The 16253-nt window shown below is 60.5% G+C and carries 16 protein-coding genes and 3 pseudogenes; 8 read left to right on the top strand and 11 right to left on the bottom strand.

Going from position 1 to position 16253, the window contains the following annotated elements; all coding sequences use genetic code 11:
- Positions 1 to 354 precede the first annotated feature (354 nt).
- Both EFD56_RS02425 and EFD56_RS02420 read right to left on the bottom strand, forming a co-directional pair.
- Positions 355 to 826 (bottom strand): annotated as a pseudogene (locus tag EFD56_RS02425) (DUF1217 domain-containing protein); the annotation flags it as partial.
- A gap of 26 nt (positions 827 to 852) precedes the next feature.
- Positions 853 to 1500 carry a TetR/AcrR family transcriptional regulator gene (locus tag EFD56_RS02420; RefSeq protein WP_010024936.1) on the bottom strand — a complete coding sequence of 216 codons (648 nt, stop codon included), beginning with the start codon at positions 1498 to 1500 and terminating at the stop codon, positions 853 to 855.
- 399 nt (positions 1501 to 1899) lie between these two features.
- Here EFD56_RS02420 and EFD56_RS33095 point away from each other — a divergent pair, with 399 nt between their 5' ends.
- The 3 genes and pseudogenes from EFD56_RS33095 to EFD56_RS02410 all read left to right on the top strand — a co-directional run.
- Positions 1900 to 2118 (top strand): EF-hand domain-containing protein, encoded by a 219-nt coding sequence (locus EFD56_RS33095; RefSeq protein WP_225880154.1) that lies wholly within the window; start codon positions 1900 to 1902, stop codon positions 2116 to 2118.
- A 16-nt stretch (positions 2119 to 2134) separates the two neighbouring features.
- The gene (locus tag EFD56_RS33090; protein WP_225880153.1) at positions 2135 to 2296 is read left to right on the top strand and encodes an EF-hand domain-containing protein; all 162 of its coding nucleotides are present in this window, start codon (positions 2135 to 2137) and stop codon (positions 2294 to 2296) included.
- Between the two features lie 208 nt (positions 2297 to 2504).
- Positions 2505 to 2723, top strand: a pseudogene (locus EFD56_RS02410) (flagellar basal body protein); the annotation flags it as partial.
- Here EFD56_RS02410 and EFD56_RS02405 read toward each other — a convergent pair.
- Positions 2708 to 3121, bottom strand: a complete 414-nt coding sequence (locus EFD56_RS02405) for a type II toxin-antitoxin system VapC family toxin (RefSeq protein ID WP_064823948.1) — start codon at positions 3119 to 3121, stop codon at positions 2708 to 2710. The pseudogene EFD56_RS02410 and the gene EFD56_RS02405 sit on opposite strands and share 16 nt — an antisense overlap.
- On the bottom strand, positions 3118 to 3366 hold the full coding sequence (locus tag EFD56_RS02400; protein ID WP_016735730.1) for a type II toxin-antitoxin system VapB family antitoxin: 249 nt from the start codon (positions 3364 to 3366) through the stop codon (positions 3118 to 3120). Before EFD56_RS02400 ends, EFD56_RS02405 begins: the two co-directional genes overlap by 4 nt.
- Before the next feature lie 243 nt (positions 3367 to 3609).
- Here EFD56_RS02400 and EFD56_RS02395 point away from each other — a divergent pair, with 243 nt between their 5' ends.
- From EFD56_RS02395 to EFD56_RS02380, 4 genes and pseudogenes are all read left to right on the top strand, one after another.
- Positions 3610 to 5427, top strand: coding sequence for a methyl-accepting chemotaxis protein (locus EFD56_RS02395; protein ID WP_126904530.1), 1818 nt, complete (start codon positions 3610 to 3612; stop codon positions 5425 to 5427).
- 58 nt (positions 5428 to 5485) lie between these two features.
- A complete protein-coding gene (locus EFD56_RS02390) occupies positions 5486 to 5821 on the top strand; it encodes an aminotransferase class III-fold pyridoxal phosphate-dependent enzyme (RefSeq protein WP_281040030.1) in 336 nt (111 codons plus the stop codon).
- An 11-nt stretch (positions 5822 to 5832) separates the two neighbouring features.
- Positions 5833 to 6883, top strand: a pseudogene (locus EFD56_RS02385) (alcohol dehydrogenase family protein).
- A 58-nt stretch (positions 6884 to 6941) separates the two neighbouring features.
- The gene (locus tag EFD56_RS02380; RefSeq protein ID WP_126904529.1) at positions 6942 to 7334 is read left to right on the top strand and encodes a DUF4112 domain-containing protein; all 393 of its coding nucleotides are present in this window, start codon (positions 6942 to 6944) and stop codon (positions 7332 to 7334) included.
- Positions 7335 to 7401: 67 nt separating this feature from the next.
- Here EFD56_RS02380 and EFD56_RS02375 read toward each other — a convergent pair whose 3' ends face one another.
- From EFD56_RS02375 to EFD56_RS02350, 6 genes are all read right to left on the bottom strand, one after another.
- Positions 7402 to 8439: a Gfo/Idh/MocA family protein gene (locus tag EFD56_RS02375; RefSeq protein ID WP_085744224.1), complete on the bottom strand. Its 1038-nt coding sequence runs from the start codon at positions 8437 to 8439 to the stop codon at positions 7402 to 7404.
- 100 nt (positions 8440 to 8539) lie between these two features.
- Positions 8540 to 9325, bottom strand: coding sequence for a ThuA domain-containing protein (locus tag EFD56_RS02370; RefSeq protein WP_085744223.1), 786 nt, complete (start codon positions 9323 to 9325; stop codon positions 8540 to 8542).
- A gap of 63 nt (positions 9326 to 9388) precedes the next feature.
- Complete coding sequence (locus EFD56_RS02365; RefSeq protein WP_126904528.1) at positions 9389 to 10414, bottom strand: ABC transporter ATP-binding protein; 1026 nt, start codon at positions 10412 to 10414, stop codon at positions 9389 to 9391.
- Between the two features lie 11 nt (positions 10415 to 10425).
- A complete protein-coding gene (locus tag EFD56_RS02360; protein ID WP_016735757.1) occupies positions 10426 to 11256 on the bottom strand; it encodes a carbohydrate ABC transporter permease in 831 nt (276 codons plus the stop codon).
- Positions 11256 to 12242, bottom strand: coding sequence for a carbohydrate ABC transporter permease (locus tag EFD56_RS02355; protein WP_037145837.1), 987 nt, complete (start codon positions 12240 to 12242; stop codon positions 11256 to 11258). Before EFD56_RS02355 ends, EFD56_RS02360 begins: the two co-directional genes overlap by 1 nt.
- Positions 12243 to 12307: 65 nt before the next feature.
- Positions 12308 to 13573: an ABC transporter substrate-binding protein gene (locus EFD56_RS02350; RefSeq protein WP_037145835.1), complete on the bottom strand. Its 1266-nt coding sequence runs from the start codon at positions 13571 to 13573 to the stop codon at positions 12308 to 12310.
- Positions 13574 to 13811: 238 nt separating this feature from the next.
- Between EFD56_RS02350 and EFD56_RS02345 the strand changes: the two genes are divergently transcribed.
- The gene (locus tag EFD56_RS02345) at positions 13812 to 14825 is read left to right on the top strand and encodes a substrate-binding domain-containing protein (protein WP_010006458.1); all 1014 of its coding nucleotides are present in this window, start codon (positions 13812 to 13814) and stop codon (positions 14823 to 14825) included.
- A 108-nt stretch (positions 14826 to 14933) separates the two neighbouring features.
- Here the strand turns inward: EFD56_RS02345 and repC are convergent, their stop codons facing one another.
- Complete coding sequence (gene repC / locus EFD56_RS02340; RefSeq protein ID WP_126904527.1) at positions 14934 to 16238, bottom strand: plasmid replication protein RepC; 1305 nt, start codon at positions 16236 to 16238, stop codon at positions 14934 to 14936.
- Positions 16239 to 16253 lie beyond the last annotated feature (15 nt).

Raw genomic sequence — 16253 nt, 5'->3', positions numbered from 1 at the left:
CTGTTTTACTGGAATAATGTATCAAGTGCCATCAAGGATGAATTGTCAATGGGTCATGCCGAAAAAACGCACAGCAGTGCGCGTGGTGATATTTTTGGCAGTGCAGCATTTTTTTCGACCGCTTTCCGAGCGGACCACTTGCTGCGTTCTGACCGCTTGGGGTTGCCAAGATGGTCGAAGCAAAATGTGCGGCGATTATGTGGACTCCAAAGAGGTCGCCCAAGCGACTCCTGGAGAGTTCTCCCACAAGAAGTGTTCCCGATCGGTCTCGGAGTGGCGGCCGCCGAACGACGTTGGGCGGTGGTAACGGAGTAGGATCACTTTGGAAGCAATCGTCGCAGAGGCCACTGCTTAAGCACTTGTCACCAGTGAAATCTGGTCTTCCGACAGGAGACCGCCGTCGACGGAGCCGTCCTCGTTGAAGTTGAAGGCCTTTGCGAGGCTGACATAGACGTCGTCGTCGAACTGGTTGACGAAACTGTCGGCGTCGTCGAGATCGCTCGTAAGGACATCTTTCCGAAAGCTGCTCGATGTGTATTCGGTGCGGAGGCCGAACGCCGTCAGCACATAGTTCTTCAGCCGCGAACTCGACAGGAAATCGTCGACCGACGTAATCGACGCGATGTTCTCCTCGAAATAAATCGGTCTCGTCGTCGATGGTGTCCGCCTCGGTCTCGAAGGACGCCTCATAGGCGTCCAGCAGGTAGTCCCGCTGCACGTCCGACTGTGCTGTCTTGGTCTCTCCGGAAAATTTGAAGGCGGCGGCGAACTCGGCATAACGGCTGTCACTCAAGCTGTTGGCTAAGCTCGATGAATCGCTGAGGTCCAAGAGTCAGAAATGCTCTCGTTCGCTCAGGCGGCGCCGATGCCGGCGGCAAAGATCGCAATTGAGCGGCGAAGATGGGCAAGCAGCGCTGCCCGCTCGGGCCAGGCCTGAGCACGGCCCTCCGGCGGTCCCATGCCTCCGAAGATCATGTCCATCAGCATCCGGGCTCCGCTCAGCGGATCGTCCAGGGTAAGCCGGCCCTCGGCCCGGCGATCGCTCAGCCAGTCGGCCAGCTCCTGTCGGCTGGCGAGCATGCCTTCCCGTTGCAGGATGTCGACGAGCTCAGGAAATTGTGCTGCTTCACGGAAGACGAGTTGCAGGAAACCGGCGCGGTCCGCATCTCTGTCCTCGTCCATGTCGAGCATGAAGATCCGTTCAAGGCTTTCGGCGATCGAACAGTCTTCGGCGGGCCGTGGCAGATCAAGCATCAGGCGCCGATACGCCGCGACGACGGCGGCGAACAGCTCTTCTTTGCTCTCAAACAGGCGATAGAGCGTCTGTTTGGAAACGCCCGCTTCGGAGGCGACGACCGCGGTCGTGCTTCCGGCATATCCGTATTTCACAAAAACCCGGCGGGCCACTTCGACGATCTGCACGCGCTTGTCTTCGTCGGTGGAGACTTTCGGCCGGCCTCGTCTGCGCGGCTCCTCCGCAGGCTCATCGATAGCTTTCATGACCGTCTAACCCGCCCTGCCGAAGCGCACGCCGACGACCTGAGAAAGCGCACTACGATTTCTGAGGGATTTCTTCGGTTGTAGCATTAGCGATTTCGATTTAGAGAACTAATACGTTCTGTAACGCGTTGCATCCCACCTTAGCGATGGAGCGCTTATGACGACCATTTCTGCTGCAAACATCAATCTCTTCCTATTCTTATAGCAGGAGCTCGACGTCCGCATCCGAGGACATCCTTTCGTGTAATACGGTTTCAGCAAAAAAATCAACAACCACCCAGCTGTCCGACGAAGACTCGAGCAGCAGCACCGACAAGCTCTTGTCGCAGCTGATGGCCATGTCGATGAACCTTCTCCGATCAATCCGGCCCCGGCGGGGAACAGGATGGCGGTGAAGGCATGGATGTCTCACAATTGGATACCGATGGCGACGGCTATGTCAACAAGGCCGAATTCGCCGCGGCCCGGCCCTCCGATGTGATGGAGGACCAGGCCGGAACGCTGTTTGACAGTTTCGACAGCGAGGGCACCGGCTCGCTCTCGCTCGATGCGCTCGCCGAAGCCATGTCCGCCCGACAATCGGAATGTGCCGACGGACCGCCACCGCCGCCGCGATGATGGCGAGCTGTCGTCAATGCTCTCCGATCTCGAGACGGACGGCGACGGGCTGGTGTCGTTGGAAGAGTTCATGGCCGGCAAGCCTGATGACGTCACCGAAAGCCAGGCGAGCCAGCTCTTTGCGCTGCTCGATAGCTCAGGCACCGGTTCGTTGTCCGTCCAGTCCGCCGCGAGCTGACGATCCATACGGGCTCGTCGCGTTGCAGTTCGTTTCTTCACGCATGGTGCGCCGTAACGGGCGCACGACGCCCGCGCACGGATGAGCCGCAGCGCCTATCGCCATCACGAGGCAATCCAGACACGCAAATCATCGACCGGCGCCGGCCTTCGTCCGGGTGCGCGCGATGACGCGCGCCCGCAATCCGGCCCTGGAAGCCTTTCGTCACATGGCATGTTCCCAAACCTTGAAGGTCGAGCCATGCGCATTTTTTGGAAGCATGAAAACCGCCGTCTCGGGCATGAGCGCGCAGGCAAACCGGCTGAGCACGGTTTCCGACAATATCGCCGATGCGAACACCGTCGGCTACAAGGCCGCTTCCACCTCGTCAGCAAGATCGACTTCGGTCGGCAAACAGTCTGATGAAGGACGTCAGAATTCCCAAGGGGAAATCAACTCAAGGCCTGTCCCGGCAAAGTCGCTCAGATTTCGCGTTGCCAGTCGACCGCCATTTACCCGCGCAATTGCGGCGATCATGCCGTCCGGCGCCGACATTCCGCGCCCTTGACGCGCGGCGGCCCCCATGATGTCGCCATAAGCAAGAGCAGCCTCTTCAGTCAGACCAAAAATCCGGTCCGCGAAGCGGCGCCGCCAGTCGGAGAGTGCCTTCTCGAGGCGTTCGGCTCGCTGATCTGGCCGGATCTTCTGGATACCAAAAGCGATCTCGGCAATCGTCACCGTAGGCAGAGCCAATTCGGCATCATGACGGACGAGCCAGGCGATGACGGCTTCGCTCGGAGATTTTCTCAAAGTTTCCGAAACGACCTTGGCATCGAGAAAAATCAAAGCTCAATGCCCTTGTGAACCTGCCTGCCTTCCCTGATGACCGCTTCAAGGTCGATGTCCGTCCCGCTTTGTTGCGAAAGCCTGTTATAGAAGGACACAGCCGGCTCGCGCCCGGCTTCGCGTATTTCATAGGATTCAAGAGCCCGCTCGACAATGTCGGCTATCGAGCGATTTTCACGGCGGGCAAGCCGGTGTGCAAGATCCCGCGCCCTTGCGCTCCGTACAGAAAGTTGCGGTTCAGCCATGAACTCTCCTTCACAGTCAATATAAACCCGCCGTGTCAGCCATCAAGATGGCAGACGATGGCTTGACACCACGTCAAGGGAAAAACGACCCAATTTTGGACACTTGCCAGGCCTGTAAATAGTCGCCGGAGCAACTGAGATCCAAAAGAGTTAACTATATTGCAGCGTTCTTGCGAAATAATGATCCACGTACATCAGGCATCTCGACAAGAAGAGACGCCGCAAAGTTATTTGGAGACGATCTTGGCATTTACTATTGCCCGCAGTTTGGTGGCCTTCGGCGTTGCTGTTTCGACAGGTCTTTTCATGTCGATCGGGTTGCAGCAATCGGCGCTCGAGCGGCTGAAGGTCAATGGCCCGGTTTACGAGCAGGTGGTCTACGGCAAGGATCTCATTGCCGATATTCTGCCGCCGCCGCTCTTCGTTGTGGAATCCTACATGCTGTCTTTCGAGGCAAGCAAATTTCCCGAACTGGCCGAGACCAATCTTGCCAAGATCGCAAATCTTAAGGCCGCTTACGACGACCGCCGCGCCTACTGGAAATCCACCCGGCTGCCGCAATCCTTGAAGGACGAGCTTGAAAACGATGTCCTCGCCAAGGGCGATCTGTTCTGGCAGGTGATGAACCGTGAAATCATCCCAGCCCTGAACGCCAAGGACGAAAACAAGGCGCATGGAGCCATCGAGCAATTGCGCGTCGCCTTCCACGCACATCAGGATGCAGTCGAAAAGCTTGTCGCAAATTCCGACGCCTTCCTGAAGGGCGAAGAAAGCAATGCCGCCTCGGAGATTGTCACCTGGACGATCTACGCGGGCGCCGCCGGCTTCGGCTCCTTCGCCCTGCTGCTGGTTGGGCTCTATCTTCTGCGCCGCCGGGCTATCGTGCCGCTGGATGGCATGAAAGCCTATATGGGCAACCTCGCCGAAGGCGATTTCTCGACCGAAGTCCCCTACGCCAACCGCTCCGACGAAATCGGCGCCATGTCCAAGGCGGTGGCGGTGTTCCGCCGCAACGCGCTGGAGCGGCAGGACGCACAGAAGCGCGAAACGGCGCTTCGCGATCAGGAATTCCAGCGCGAGCGCAGCCAGATGGCCGAAAAAGCTGCCGAGGAGCAGCGACGGGAAACGGTGATCGAGGAGTTGACCTACGGCCTGGACCAACTCTCGCTCGGCAATCTCGATTGCCGGATCACCACAGGCTTCGCCCCGGCCTACGAAATGTTGCGGGCCAAGTTCAACAACAGTATGGATGCGCTCTGCGCCTCGATGGCGGAGATCTCCCGGACATCCAGACAGGTCGGCAGCTCTTCCGCCGGCATCACGGACGCGGCCGACAGCCTGGCATCCCGCACCGAACAGCAGGCCGCAATGCTCGAAGAGGCGACCGCCGCGCTCGGCGAAATGAACGCCAAGGCCAAGGACGCTTCGAACCATGCCGGCAAGGCCACCGGCATGATGGCCGAGACTCGCAGCAGCGCCGAACATTCGGCCGCCGTCGTGCGCGAAGCGATTGCCGCCATGCAAAAGATCGAAGGCTCGTCCGCCCAGATCGGCGAGATCGTCAACGTCATCGACGAAATTGCCTTCCAGACCAACCTCCTGGCGCTCAATGCCGGTGTCGAGGCCGCCCGCGCCGGCGAAGCCGGCAAGGGTTTCGCCGTCGTGGCGCAGGAAGTGCGTGAGCTCGCCCTCCGCTCGGCCAACGCCGCCAAAGAGATCAGATCTCTGATTTCCACGTCGTCGTCGCAGGTTTCCACCGGCGTCGAGCTCGTCAACCGCACCGGCAAGGCGCTGATGGAAATCGAAGGCCAAGTCGAACAGGTCGCCGGCCTGATCGCCCGCATCGTTTCGGTCTCTTCCGAGCAGGCCGTGGCGATCGGGGAAATCAACGCCTCGGTCAATGCGCTCGATGAAGTCACGCAGCGTAACGCCGCCATGGCGGTGGAAACCGTCTCGGCCTGCCGCGCGCTCGGCGGCCAGACGCAGACGCTGGAAGGCGTTGTCAGCCGCTTTCAGATCGATGCGGCAGTTGCCGGGTCGCGATCGCCGAAAGCGGCCTGACGCGATCGGCGGTCGAAACCATCCCGGCGCGCCATGCCCGTGATATAAGTTCGTCACGATCGCCATCACGGCAACGCAGTCGCCCGATTACTTCCGCTCGGAGCTGGAGAAGGCGGTGGGCGGCCATCGCAACGTCGGCGACGTCCGCGGCGACGGCCTGACGGCAGCGGTCGAATTCGTCGAAGATAAGGACGACCGTCGCTTCTTCGATGCCGGCCGGAAGATCGGCCCGCAGGTCGCCGCCGCTCTTCTCGAACGCGGCGTCATCGGCCGAGCCATGCCGCAGGGCGATATTCTTGGCTTCGCGCCGCCGCTCTGCCTGACACGCGAAGAGGCAGATGTCGTCGTCAGGGCGGCAGCGGACGCGATCGAAAGCGTTTTCAAGGCGATCTGAGGAGAAGCCGCGTGACGATCCCGGAAAGGATGGCCGCCGTATTGCTGACCGGCCATGGCGGATTGGATAAGCTCGTCTATGACAGGGAGGTGCCCGTCCCGACGCCGGCGGAGGGCGAAGTGCTGATCCGCGTCACCGACGTCTGGGTGCGCTAGGGCGCTTACGGCACCGACACGATCCGTCCGCCGTCTCCACCTGGCGCAGGCGCGGCAACACGCTGACCTTCCCGCGTATTCAGGGCACCGATACGGTCGGTCATGTCGTCGGCGTCGGCACCGGCGTCGACCCAAAACGCATCGGCCAACGCGTCGTGGTCGATTTCTCGATCTACAACCGCGACGACGACAGCCTTGCCGACATCGATTACATGGGCCATGGCCGCGACGGCGGCTACGCCGAATATATGACGCTGCCCGCCGAAAACTCCCATGTCGTTGCAACCGATCTGACCGATGTCGAACTCGCCACCTTCTGCTGCGCCTATCTGACCGGTGAGCGTTTGCTGGAGCGGGCGCGGATTGCCGCCGGCGAACGCGTCCTCGTCACCGGCGCCTCGGCGGCGTCGGTTCGGCGATCATCCAGCTTGCGCGCGCCCGCGGCGCCATCCCGATCGCCGTCGCCGGCCCCGGCAAGGAGGCGGCGATGCACGAGATCGGCGTCGAAGCGGTCGTTACCCGCGGCAAGGGCGAACTTGTCGAAGCCGCGCATTCCGCAAGCCGCGGACAACCGATCGATGTCGTCGCCGATCTCGTTGGCGGGCCGCTGTTCAACGATCTCCTGAAGATCCTGCGCCCCGAGGGCCGTTACACGACGGCCGGCGCGATCGCCGGCCCGGTTATCCGGCTCGACCTGAGGACCATGTATCTGAAGCAGTTGCAACTGCATGGATCGAGCCAGGGAAGCCGCGCCGACTTCCGCCGGCTTGTCGGCTATATCGAAAGCCGCAAAATCCGGCCTCTCGTCGGCGGCGTCTACTCGCTGTCGGAATTCCACCGCGCCCAGACCGATTTCATGGCGAAGAACTTCGTCGGTAAATTGGTCGTGGTTCCCGACCAGAGATAGTGCGCTTCTCCGATCACGTCGCCGGCGAACCTTATCGGTTTTGCGGCGTTTCACGGCCATGGACAGCGGCAAAACGAAATATCTCACCTCTGCCGAATTCGCACGAATTCGCCGCGCTGCCGGCATAGCCCGTCTGATGGATACGGCCGTTCGATTGCCGGTCGTCGGCGTGCGGATCGGCGCGGATTCGGTCCTCGGCCTTATCCCCGCTATCGGCGACATTGCCGGATCCCTGATCGGTCTTTTCATCATCGATGAGGCAAGGCGGCTCGGCCTTCCCGCTCACAAACTCGCCCGCATGGCGGTCAATCTCGGCGTCGACGCCGCCTGCGGCACGGTTCCGCTGATCGGCGATATTTTCGACGTCTATTTCAAATCTCACCGCCGCAACGTCGGCATCATCCTCGACCACTTCGGCGTGAGCGAAGATGAACTGAGCAGGCGAATTTGACGAGGTTGGCCGCGCCGCGGCGGTGACCTCCCGCAAGACGCCGAGCGACCCGTCTGAACTTTTTCCTCTAAAGCTCAGTCAAAGCGCCAGCGGTCTTTACGGCGTGGTCGAGAACAAACTGCAGCTTGGCGGCGTGGCCAAAACCTGGCTCATCCGGCTGCCCCTTTTGCACGGCCTTTGCAAATCGCTGGAAATTGGTGATGACCGGTTCAACGTCGATTTTGCGCCAGATTGCCTTGTCGGCGTCAGCGCCTTCACAGACCCTGAGCGTCGAACCTTCAGGCGTATGCACCACCTCCAGCGCACCCTTGTCTCCATGCAGGCGCAGGCGCAGTTCGTTCAGATGGCCGGTCGCCCAGCGCGTCGCGTGGATGACGCCGGCCGCACCGTTTTCGAGTTCGGCCATCATCAGGAAACTGTCGTTTGCGTCCAGCTCATATTCGCCGATTCGGTTTCCGGGGCTCTTGTCGAACACCTTGAGATGCGATGCCGCCGCCTTGACGTCGCTTCCCGCGGCAAATACCGCGAAATCGAGAATGTGAATACCGACATCGCCCAGCACGCCGTTCGAGCCGTGCTTCGTCGACAGTCGCCAGAGCCATTGCGATTCCTTGGTCCAGTCGCCCCAGGCCTTCGAGACCAGCCAGCTCTGCAGATAGGACGCTTCGAAGTGGCGGATCGCGCCGAGGCGCCCGTCCAGCACCATCTTGCGCGCGGCTTGCAGCGGGGCCACGTTCCGATAGGTCAGGTTCACCATCGTGACCTTGCCGGACGCCGCCGCGGCGTCGGCCATCTCCTTGGCCTCGCGGTAGTTGACCGCCAGCGGCTTCTCGCAGAGGACATGCTTGCCCGCGGCGAGTAACTTCATCGTCGTGGAATAGTGCGCGCGATCCGGCGTGACATTGGTAACGGCGTCGAACTCTCCCCAGGCAAGGGCGTCATCGAGCGACGTGAACGTCAGCGGGATAGTATGCCTGAGCGCGAAGGCGCGCAGCCGAACCTCGTCCGTATCGACAGCGGCAACAATTTTGACGCCGGCGATTTCCGAAAAATGCATGGCATGGGTATTTGCCCATCCTCCGGTACCGAGAATGATCAAGCGCATTCTTTTGTCCTCATGGTTATCCATCAAAGCGTGAGCGGCCGCGAGATCATCGCGGCTTCTTGCGGGGCCAAACGGGCCCCTGCACGCGGCATCTCATCTGTTACCGGTAACCGGCTTCGCCGGCCTGGTGCAGTTTCGGGCCGCGTTCGACGATCGGCTCCAGCGCCTTCTCTACCGGCACATTTGGAGCATCGGTAATGGCAGTCAACGCGCCCTCGGGGTTATAGGCCCACTTGACGCCATTGATCAGCACCTTCTGGATGGTGGCGTCGTGATAGGTCGGATAGGTCTCGTGGCCGGGGCGGAAATAGAAGATGTTGCCGGCGCCGCGCCGCCAGGTCAGGCCCGAGCGGAACACTTCGCCGCCCTGGAACCAGGAGATGAACACCGTTTCCAGCGGCTCCGGCACCGAGAACTGCTCGCCGTACATTTCCTCGTTTTCGAGCTCGAAATGCTCGCCGATGCCGGCGGCGATCGGATGGCGCGGGTTGATCGTCCACAGCCGCTCGCGTTCGCCCGCCTCACGCCATTTCAGCGCGCAGGGCGTGCCCATCAGCCGTTTGAAGATTTTCGAGAAATGGCCGGAATGCAGCACCAACAGGCCCATGCCTTCCCAGACGCGTTTGGCGACGCGCTCGACGACGACGTCCGAGACCGCGCCGTGATCCTTATGGCCCCACCAGGTCAGAACATCGGTCTCGGCAAGCCGGGCTTCGCTGAGCCCATGCTCCGGCTCTTGCAGCGTCGCCGTCGTCGCCGAGATGGCGGGATCGGCATTCAGCGCATTGGCGATCGTCGTATGCATGCCCTCGGGATAGATGCCGCGGACGATTGTATTGGTAGTCTCATGAATGTTTTCACCCCACACAATGGTGCGAATGGTCATGTCATTCTCTCCTTGTCATAAAAAACGGATCGGGCCTTGGGAGGAACATTGATCCCTGAAAGTTCAGGCAGCCTGCATCGATTGACGTTCGAGCGCACGGCCCGACTGGTCAAAACGGTGAACGTGGCCGGCAAGCGGGGCAAGGCCAAGCGTCTGGCCCGGCTCGTGACGGGAGACGCCGGCCTCCCGCACAATAAGCGGCTCATCCGCCCCGATATCCACATAGACGAAGCTATCCGAGCCGAGGATTTCCGAATGGATCACCGTGCCGCTCCAGACCGGCGCCTCGGACGCGATACGAATATGCTCGGCGCGCACGCCGATCGTATCGCTGCCATAGGGCTCTGCCAGTTCGCCCGACAGAAAGTTCATCTTCGGCGAGCCGATGAAGCCGGCCACGAAGAGCGAATTCGGGCTTTCATACAGCTCCAGCGGCGTGCCGATCTGCTCCACGACGCCGTCCCTCAACACGCAAATCCGATCGGCGAGCGTCATCGCCTCGACTTGATCATGCGTCACATAGATCATCGTCGTATTGTGCATGCTGCGATGAAGCTTGGCGATCTCCAGCCTCGTCGCCACGCGCAGCGCCGCATCGAGGTTGGACAGCGGCTCGTCGAAGAGAAAGACCTTCGGATCGCGGACGATCGCCCGGCCGATTGCGACGCGCTGACGCTGGCCACCGGAAAGCTGTCGCGGTAGGCGATCCAAGTAGGCTGAGAGCTGCAGCATGCCGGCCGCCTGCTCCACGCGCTGGCGGCATTCATCTCTGTTGCTCCCGGAAAGCTTCATGCCGAAAGCCATATTGTCGAACACTGTCATATGCGGGTAGAGCGCGTAGGACTGGAACACCATGGCGATCCCTCGCTTCGACGGCGCGTGCCGGTTCACTGTCTCGCTGTCGAAGGAAAGCGTCCCTGAGGTGATGTCCTCGAGGCCGGAGATAAGCCGGAGCAGCGTGGACTTACCGCATCCCGACGGTCCGACAAACACCATGAACTCGCCGCGGCGGATGTCCATCGTCACACCCTTGATCACCTCGAAGGCGCCGAAGCTCTTGCGGATATTCTCCAGTCGGATCTCTGCCATGCCTTACTCCCTCAACCCTTGACGCCGCCGGCGGTCAGCCCCGAAATGATCCGGCGCTGGAATATCAAAACGAGCACGACCACCGGCACGGTGACGATCACCGAAGCCGCCATGATGTTGCCCCAGGGGATCTCGAACTCGCTGTTGCCCGAAAGCAGGGCGATGGCGACCGGGACGGTTCTCTGCGTATCCGACGATGTGAAGGTCAGCGCAAAAAGGAACTCGTTCCACGCGGTGATGAAGGCGAGCAGCCCTGTTGTCACCAGAGCCGGCCACATCAGCGGCATGAACACCTGGGTGACGATGACCCACGGTGAGGCGCCGTCGACAATCGCTGCCTCCTCGATTTCGATCGGCAATTCGCGCATGAAGGTGGTCAGCACCCAGACGGTGAACGGCAGCGTGAAGATCATGTAGGAAAAGATCAGCGCAAAGGGCGTGTTGAAGATGCCGATCCAGCGAATGAGCTCGAAGAGGCCTGCAAGGACGGCAATCTGCGGAAACATCGACACCGAGAGGATGGTCAGCATCAACAGCGCCCGTCCGCGGAAATGTACCCGTGCCAAGGCGAAGGATGCGGTGATCGAAAGCAACAGCGACGCCGAGACCACGACGCAGGCGATCATTGCGGAATTCGCAAGACTGCGGACGAACCCGCCCTGACCCATCACCGACGTGTAGTTGCCGAAGGAGATCGAGGTCGGCCAATAATCGACTTTGAAAAGGGCCGTTCCGGTCTTCAGGCTGGTGAGGATCGCATAGTAGAACGGAAAGACCGCGATGATGACGATGATCGTGACGAGCAGGTAGAAGAGCGTATTCTTGGTGATCGACAGCAGCATCAGCGTTCCTCCCCGCCGAGCCTGACGCGGCCAAGCCAGATATAAAGGATGGTGACGGAGGCAATGATCACGAAAAGCACCGTCGAGGCGGTCGCGCCGTAGGCGAACTTGTCGAAGTCGAACAGGTTTTCGCGCGCCATGACCGACATCGTCTTGGTCTGCGCATTGTTGGGCGTCAGCACATAGATCAGATCGAAGATGCGCATCGCATCCAGCATTCGGAAGATCACGGCAACCATGATGGCCGGGCGGATCAGCGGCAGCGTCAGACGCCAGAAGACCTTGACCGGATTGACGCCGTCGATCTTGGCGGCCTCATAGATATCGCCCGGAACCATCTGCAGTCCGGCAAGGATCAGCAGCGCCATGAACGGCGTCGTCTTCCAGACGTCGACGATCAGCACGGCGGTCATCGCCGTTTCCGGGTTGGCAGTCCAGGCGATCTTCTCGCTGATAAGCCCGAAGCCGAGCAGGATGTCGTTCAGGATGCCGAACTGGTCGTTGAGCATCCAGGCCCACATCTTGGCCGACACGATCGTCGGGATCGCCCAGGGAATGAGGATTGCCGCCCGAACAACGCCACGGCCGACGAAGCGTGCGTTCAGCACCAGCGCGACGATCAGCCCGAGTATGGTCTCGAGCACCACTGAAAGGAGGGTGAACTTTGCCGTGTTCCAAACCGCTCTCCACCAGACCGGATCGGCAAGCAGCCCGCGATAGATAGTCTTTCCGCTCTTCAGCGTCACCCACGACAGATAATTGGAAAAGCCTACGAACCGCGCATTGCCGAGGTCGTTGAGCGACGCATTCGTAAAGCTGAAATAGATCGTTCTGAACAACGGCCAGCCGGCGACGATTGCCAGGATCAGCAGCGTCGGCGCCAGGAACATCCAGGCGGATCGAACACGCTCGGATCGCAGCTCCGTAGAGGCTCTGAGCCTGGAAATCCTTGGTTCAACTGCTTGCGAAACTACGATTTCAGTCATGAAACGCCTCTCCCGTTCGCTCGTTCGAAACCGGGCCGGCGGCTTCACAGCCGCCGGCCGGAATCTTACCAGGCGTCGCCCTTGAGGGTCGTGAGGTCGGCTTCGAGAAGCTCGAGGTTCTCGGCAGCCGAGCCGCTGCCTGACAGCGTGTTGTGCACCGCCGTCCAGAACTTCGAAGACACTTCGTTGTACTTTACCTTGGCGGTCGCCGAAGGACGCGGCACGGCATCCTGGAAGATGGGTTTCCAGTTCGGCATGAAGGGCTGCGCGGCGGCAACATCCTTGTCATCATAGAGGTCTGTCAGTGTGGGCAGGTTGGACAGCTCGATGGCGCGCGCCTTTTGGACGTCCTTCGACGCCAGGAATTTTACCAGCGCAATGGCTGCTTCCTGCTTTTCAGAATATTTCGAAACCGCCAGATTCCAGCCGCCAAGCGTCGAAGACGGCTTGTCGCCGGCCGCGGCGACCGGCAACGTCATGACGTCGAACTTGCCCTTCACAGCGCTGTCGGAACCATTACCAAGGGAATAGGCATAGGGCCAGTTGCGCATAAAGACGGCGTTGCCCGTCTGCCAAACGCCGCGCGATTCCTCTTCCTGATATGCGAGCACGCCTGGGGGTGAGATCGTCCCGATCCAGCCCTTGGCGCGTTCAAGCGCTGCCGCCGCCTTCTCGTTGTTGATCGAAATTGTCCCGTCTGGCTCGACAATCTGGCCGCCGCCCGACGACTTCACCCATTCCAGCGCGTTGCAGGTCAGCCCTTCATAGGAGTTGCCCTGGAAGACATACCCCCAAAGGTCCTTCTGTCCGGCCTGGCGTTCCTTATCCTGAACGTCCTTGGCGATCGCCGCCATCTCGTCCCAGGTCTTTGGCGGCAGCTTGCCGTATTTTTCAAGCAGGTCCTTCCGGTAAAACAGCGCCGGAGCATCGGTAAACAATGGCAGCGCCACGAGCCGGCCGTTGACCGTCTGCGAGGCGATGATCGACGGGAAGAATTGGCCGGCCACGTCTTTGGTGGCGTCCTTCAGATCGATGAACTGGTCAGCAAGCTGCGGCGCCCAGATGACGTCCGTCTGATAGACGTCGATGTCCTTGTTTCCGGCGGCAAGCCACAGGCGATATTGGGAGAACTGCTCGCTGCTCGACGACGGCATGGTGACGAGTTTGACCTGATTGCCGGTCTCCTTCTCGAAAATTGCCAGTTGCTTGTTGAGGAATTCGACGTTTTTTCCCGTGGTGTTGGCGGCAAACGAAATTTCAGCGGCACGGATCGGGCCAGCGAAGGCGATGGCGACGCCGAGCACCGACAAGCTTAATGCAAACTTCTTCATAATCTCCTCCCAGAAATTGAAATCGATTTGGCACGCGGACAATTGCAGAAGGTTTCGACCTCGTCAAGTCGCCACATTGGCACTTTTTAGTTGTGATTGCCACTATCCACGGCGCCATATACATCTTAGGAGGACACTATAGAGGCCAGAATAATTGAAATCGATTTCAATTATCGCCGGACCCGTTGCGCACCGCCAGCACATCGTCCATTGATTGCCGGGACAAAAGAAGACACCGATGAAACTTCGTGAATTCGCAAAGCAGCTTGGGCTTTCTCCGACGACGGTCAGCCGTGCGCTGAGCGGCTACCCCGAGGTGAGCGAAACCACCCGCGCCCGGGTTGCAAGCGAAGCGATAAGACTCGGCTATCGCCCCGATATCAACGCCGTGCGGCTAAAGACCGGAAGAGCCGGAGCGATCGGCGTGATGATGGCGCGGTCCGGAGAAATCCATTTCGCTGAATTCATGTCGGGCATGGCGCAGCGCCTGGAAACGGCCGATACGGATATCCTCATCACGCCGATCACCGCGCATAATGACGACGACGAGATGCAAGCCTACAGACGCCTGGTCGAAAGCCGCCGCGTGGATGCAGTGATCATTCACTCGCCTCGTCCTCGGGACCCGCGGATCGAGATGCTGAGTAGCCTGCGTCTGCCTTTCCTGGTTCATGGCCGGTCGGAGACGGAGCACGTTCACGCCTGGCTCGATATCGACAATGAAAATGCGGTGCGCAGGTCCACCGAACACCTGCTCGATCTCGGCCACCGCCGTATCGCGATGATCAACGGGCTCAAGGGCAAGACCTATTCGATCCATCGCGAACAGGGTTTTCGGCTCGCCCATCAGGAGCGTGGACTCATCGCCGATCCCAACATGATGGTCTGCGATAAATTTTCCGACGAGAGCGGCTTTCGCCATGCCCGCTCCTTCCTCGAGAGAGCGAATGCGCCGACCGCCATCGTCGCCGGTTCCACGATGACAGCACTCGGCGTCTACCGCGCCGTCCGCTCGCTTGGGATGATGGTGGGACAGGATATTTCCGTCATCGCCCATGACGACGTCTTCCCTTACCTGACGGCCGAAAACATGGTGCCGTCGCTCTCGACAACCCGATCCTCCATGCGAGCCGCCGGCACACGCTGCGCCGAACTAACGTTGCAGCTGATCGCCGGACGCGCCGCCGAGGAGATCCATGAATTATGGCCGGTCGAGCTGATCCTGCGAGAAAGCACTGCGCCGCCGCGCTGACTGGACCGCTCCTCTCGCCGCAACCTTTCGTCCAGCCCGACAATCGGACTGGAACCGGTGAGTTTACCGGATGAGGCAACTACACAACCGCATTGCAGCTGAAATCCATCAGCCGGCATGTCGCCTTACCCCGCCATTGGCCCGCACCAGCGCCATCAGCATCGGTCCGATCGCAAATTCGCCTCTCTCGGCCCTGCGGGTGAGATCGCGGAGATAGCCGCCGGGCGAGTTGATCTGTCCTCCCCGTTCCAGGATGCAGGCGATCACGGTCGCGGCGTTTTCCGGCCCCATGGCGGCGCAGGCTTCCTCATAGGCCGAGGGGCTGACGCCGAGCATCGAGCGGACGATGACGGCGGCCGACATCAGGTCGCGCCAATTACCGATCGCGCCGCCCGGCCCATAATCGAGAATAGCAGGGCAGGCCTGCAGGACGAGGCCGAGCGGGAAGGATTTCAGGCTGTGGCCGGCGACCGGATCGGCGGCGCCTTGCATTCTGCCAGCATATCCGGCGGAAGGTCTCGGCGGTTTCTGCCTTCCCACATCCAGCGGTTCGGCCATCCCTTCGTTGTTTGTCACCGCCGTTTCGCCCTGCTTCGCGTCGAAGCTTGGTTCAAGTTCAGAGGTGGAGTCGGGGTTTGAATTCTGTATGTGACGCTCATTTTGAGACTCATTGGCGTCTATTTTTTCTCGTTTAATGTGTCTTTCCAGCAGGTTGACCGCTTCGTCACGCAGCAGGCCCATTTCGTCAAGCAACGATACCAGTTCTTCGATGCGAGCCATGCGCGGGATCCTGGCGACAAGATCGCGAAACATCATCATCATCTGCCCCCAGTCGCCGGGAACGGCTTCATCGATGGCGGTGGAGATCAGCTTGGAGATATCGCGCCGGCAGACCGTCAGGCGTTCTCTCGTCGCCCGGAGCAGTTCCCGGTCGGCAATCACCTGGGCCGCAAGGTTTTCGATTTCGACGGCGCGGGCCAGAAGCGGAGCGACACTGAAGCCGAAGGCCTCGCCGATCGCCCCTGCCCTGTCGCGGCGGGCATAGCGCTTACCGTTCGGGCTGTCCTTGCGCAGGATCAGGCCGGCCTCGACCAGGACGGCAAGATGGCGCCTCAGCGTCGCCGGCGTCATACCGCGGGCACGCAGCGACAGCTGCGCATTCGACGGAAAGACGATCAGGCCCTTCTCCTCGGAAATCTCGTCATCGGGATAGAAGGTCAAAAGCGCGTCGAGCACCGTCAGCGCCCGATCGGTTACGCCGAGCGCTGGCCGCGCCTCGCAGATCGCCCGGAACAGTTTCCACTTGCTGCGCTTCATCCCCGGCTCGATCGTCTCGGCCAGTTGCTGGCTCGCCAGCATGCCAAGCGACATCGGCCGCCGCCCAAAGGGCGTCGTCACATATCCACTCTCCATTGCCTTCACCTTCGT

This window comes from Rhizobium phaseoli (assembly GCF_003985125.1).
GTDB lineage: Bacteria > Pseudomonadota > Alphaproteobacteria > Rhizobiales > Rhizobiaceae > Rhizobium > Rhizobium phaseoli.
Note: the sequence above shows the minus strand (reverse complement) of the source record. Positions and strands in the feature narration are given on the sequence as shown.

Coding starts and splice junctions, on each gene's coding strand:
- EFD56_RS02350 (WP_037145835.1), bottom strand. CDS start 13,573: ATGAAGAAGTTTGCATTAAGCTTGTCGGTGCTCGGCGTCGCCATCGCC.
- EFD56_RS02375 (WP_085744224.1), bottom strand. CDS start 8,439: ATGCGCTTGATCATTCTCGGTACCGGAGGATGGGCAAATACCCATGCC.
- repC (WP_126904527.1), bottom strand. CDS start 16,238: ATGGAGAGTGGATATGTGACGACGCCCTTTGGGCGGCGGCCGATGTCG.
- EFD56_RS02370 (WP_085744223.1), bottom strand. CDS start 9,325: ATGACCATTCGCACCATTGTGTGGGGTGAAAACATTCATGAGACTACC.
- EFD56_RS02345 (WP_010006458.1), top strand. CDS start 13,812: ATGAAACTTCGTGAATTCGCAAAGCAGCTTGGGCTTTCTCCGACGACG.
- EFD56_RS02360 (WP_016735757.1), bottom strand. CDS start 11,256: ATGCTGCTGTCGATCACCAAGAATACGCTCTTCTACCTGCTCGTCACG.
- EFD56_RS02400 (WP_016735730.1), bottom strand. CDS start 3,366: ATGGCTGAACCGCAACTTTCTGTACGGAGCGCAAGGGCGCGGGATCTT.
- EFD56_RS02365 (WP_126904528.1), bottom strand. CDS start 10,414: ATGGCAGAGATCCGACTGGAGAATATCCGCAAGAGCTTCGGCGCCTTC.
- EFD56_RS33090 (WP_225880153.1), top strand. CDS start 2,135: ATGCTCTCCGATCTCGAGACGGACGGCGACGGGCTGGTGTCGTTGGAA.
- EFD56_RS02355 (WP_037145837.1), bottom strand. CDS start 12,242: ATGACTGAAATCGTAGTTTCGCAAGCAGTTGAACCAAGGATTTCCAGG.
- EFD56_RS33095 (WP_225880154.1), top strand. CDS start 1,900: ATGGATGTCTCACAATTGGATACCGATGGCGACGGCTATGTCAACAAG.
- EFD56_RS02380 (WP_126904529.1), top strand. CDS start 6,942: ATGGACAGCGGCAAAACGAAATATCTCACCTCTGCCGAATTCGCACGA.
- EFD56_RS02420 (WP_010024936.1), bottom strand. CDS start 1,500: ATGAAAGCTATCGATGAGCCTGCGGAGGAGCCGCGCAGACGAGGCCGG.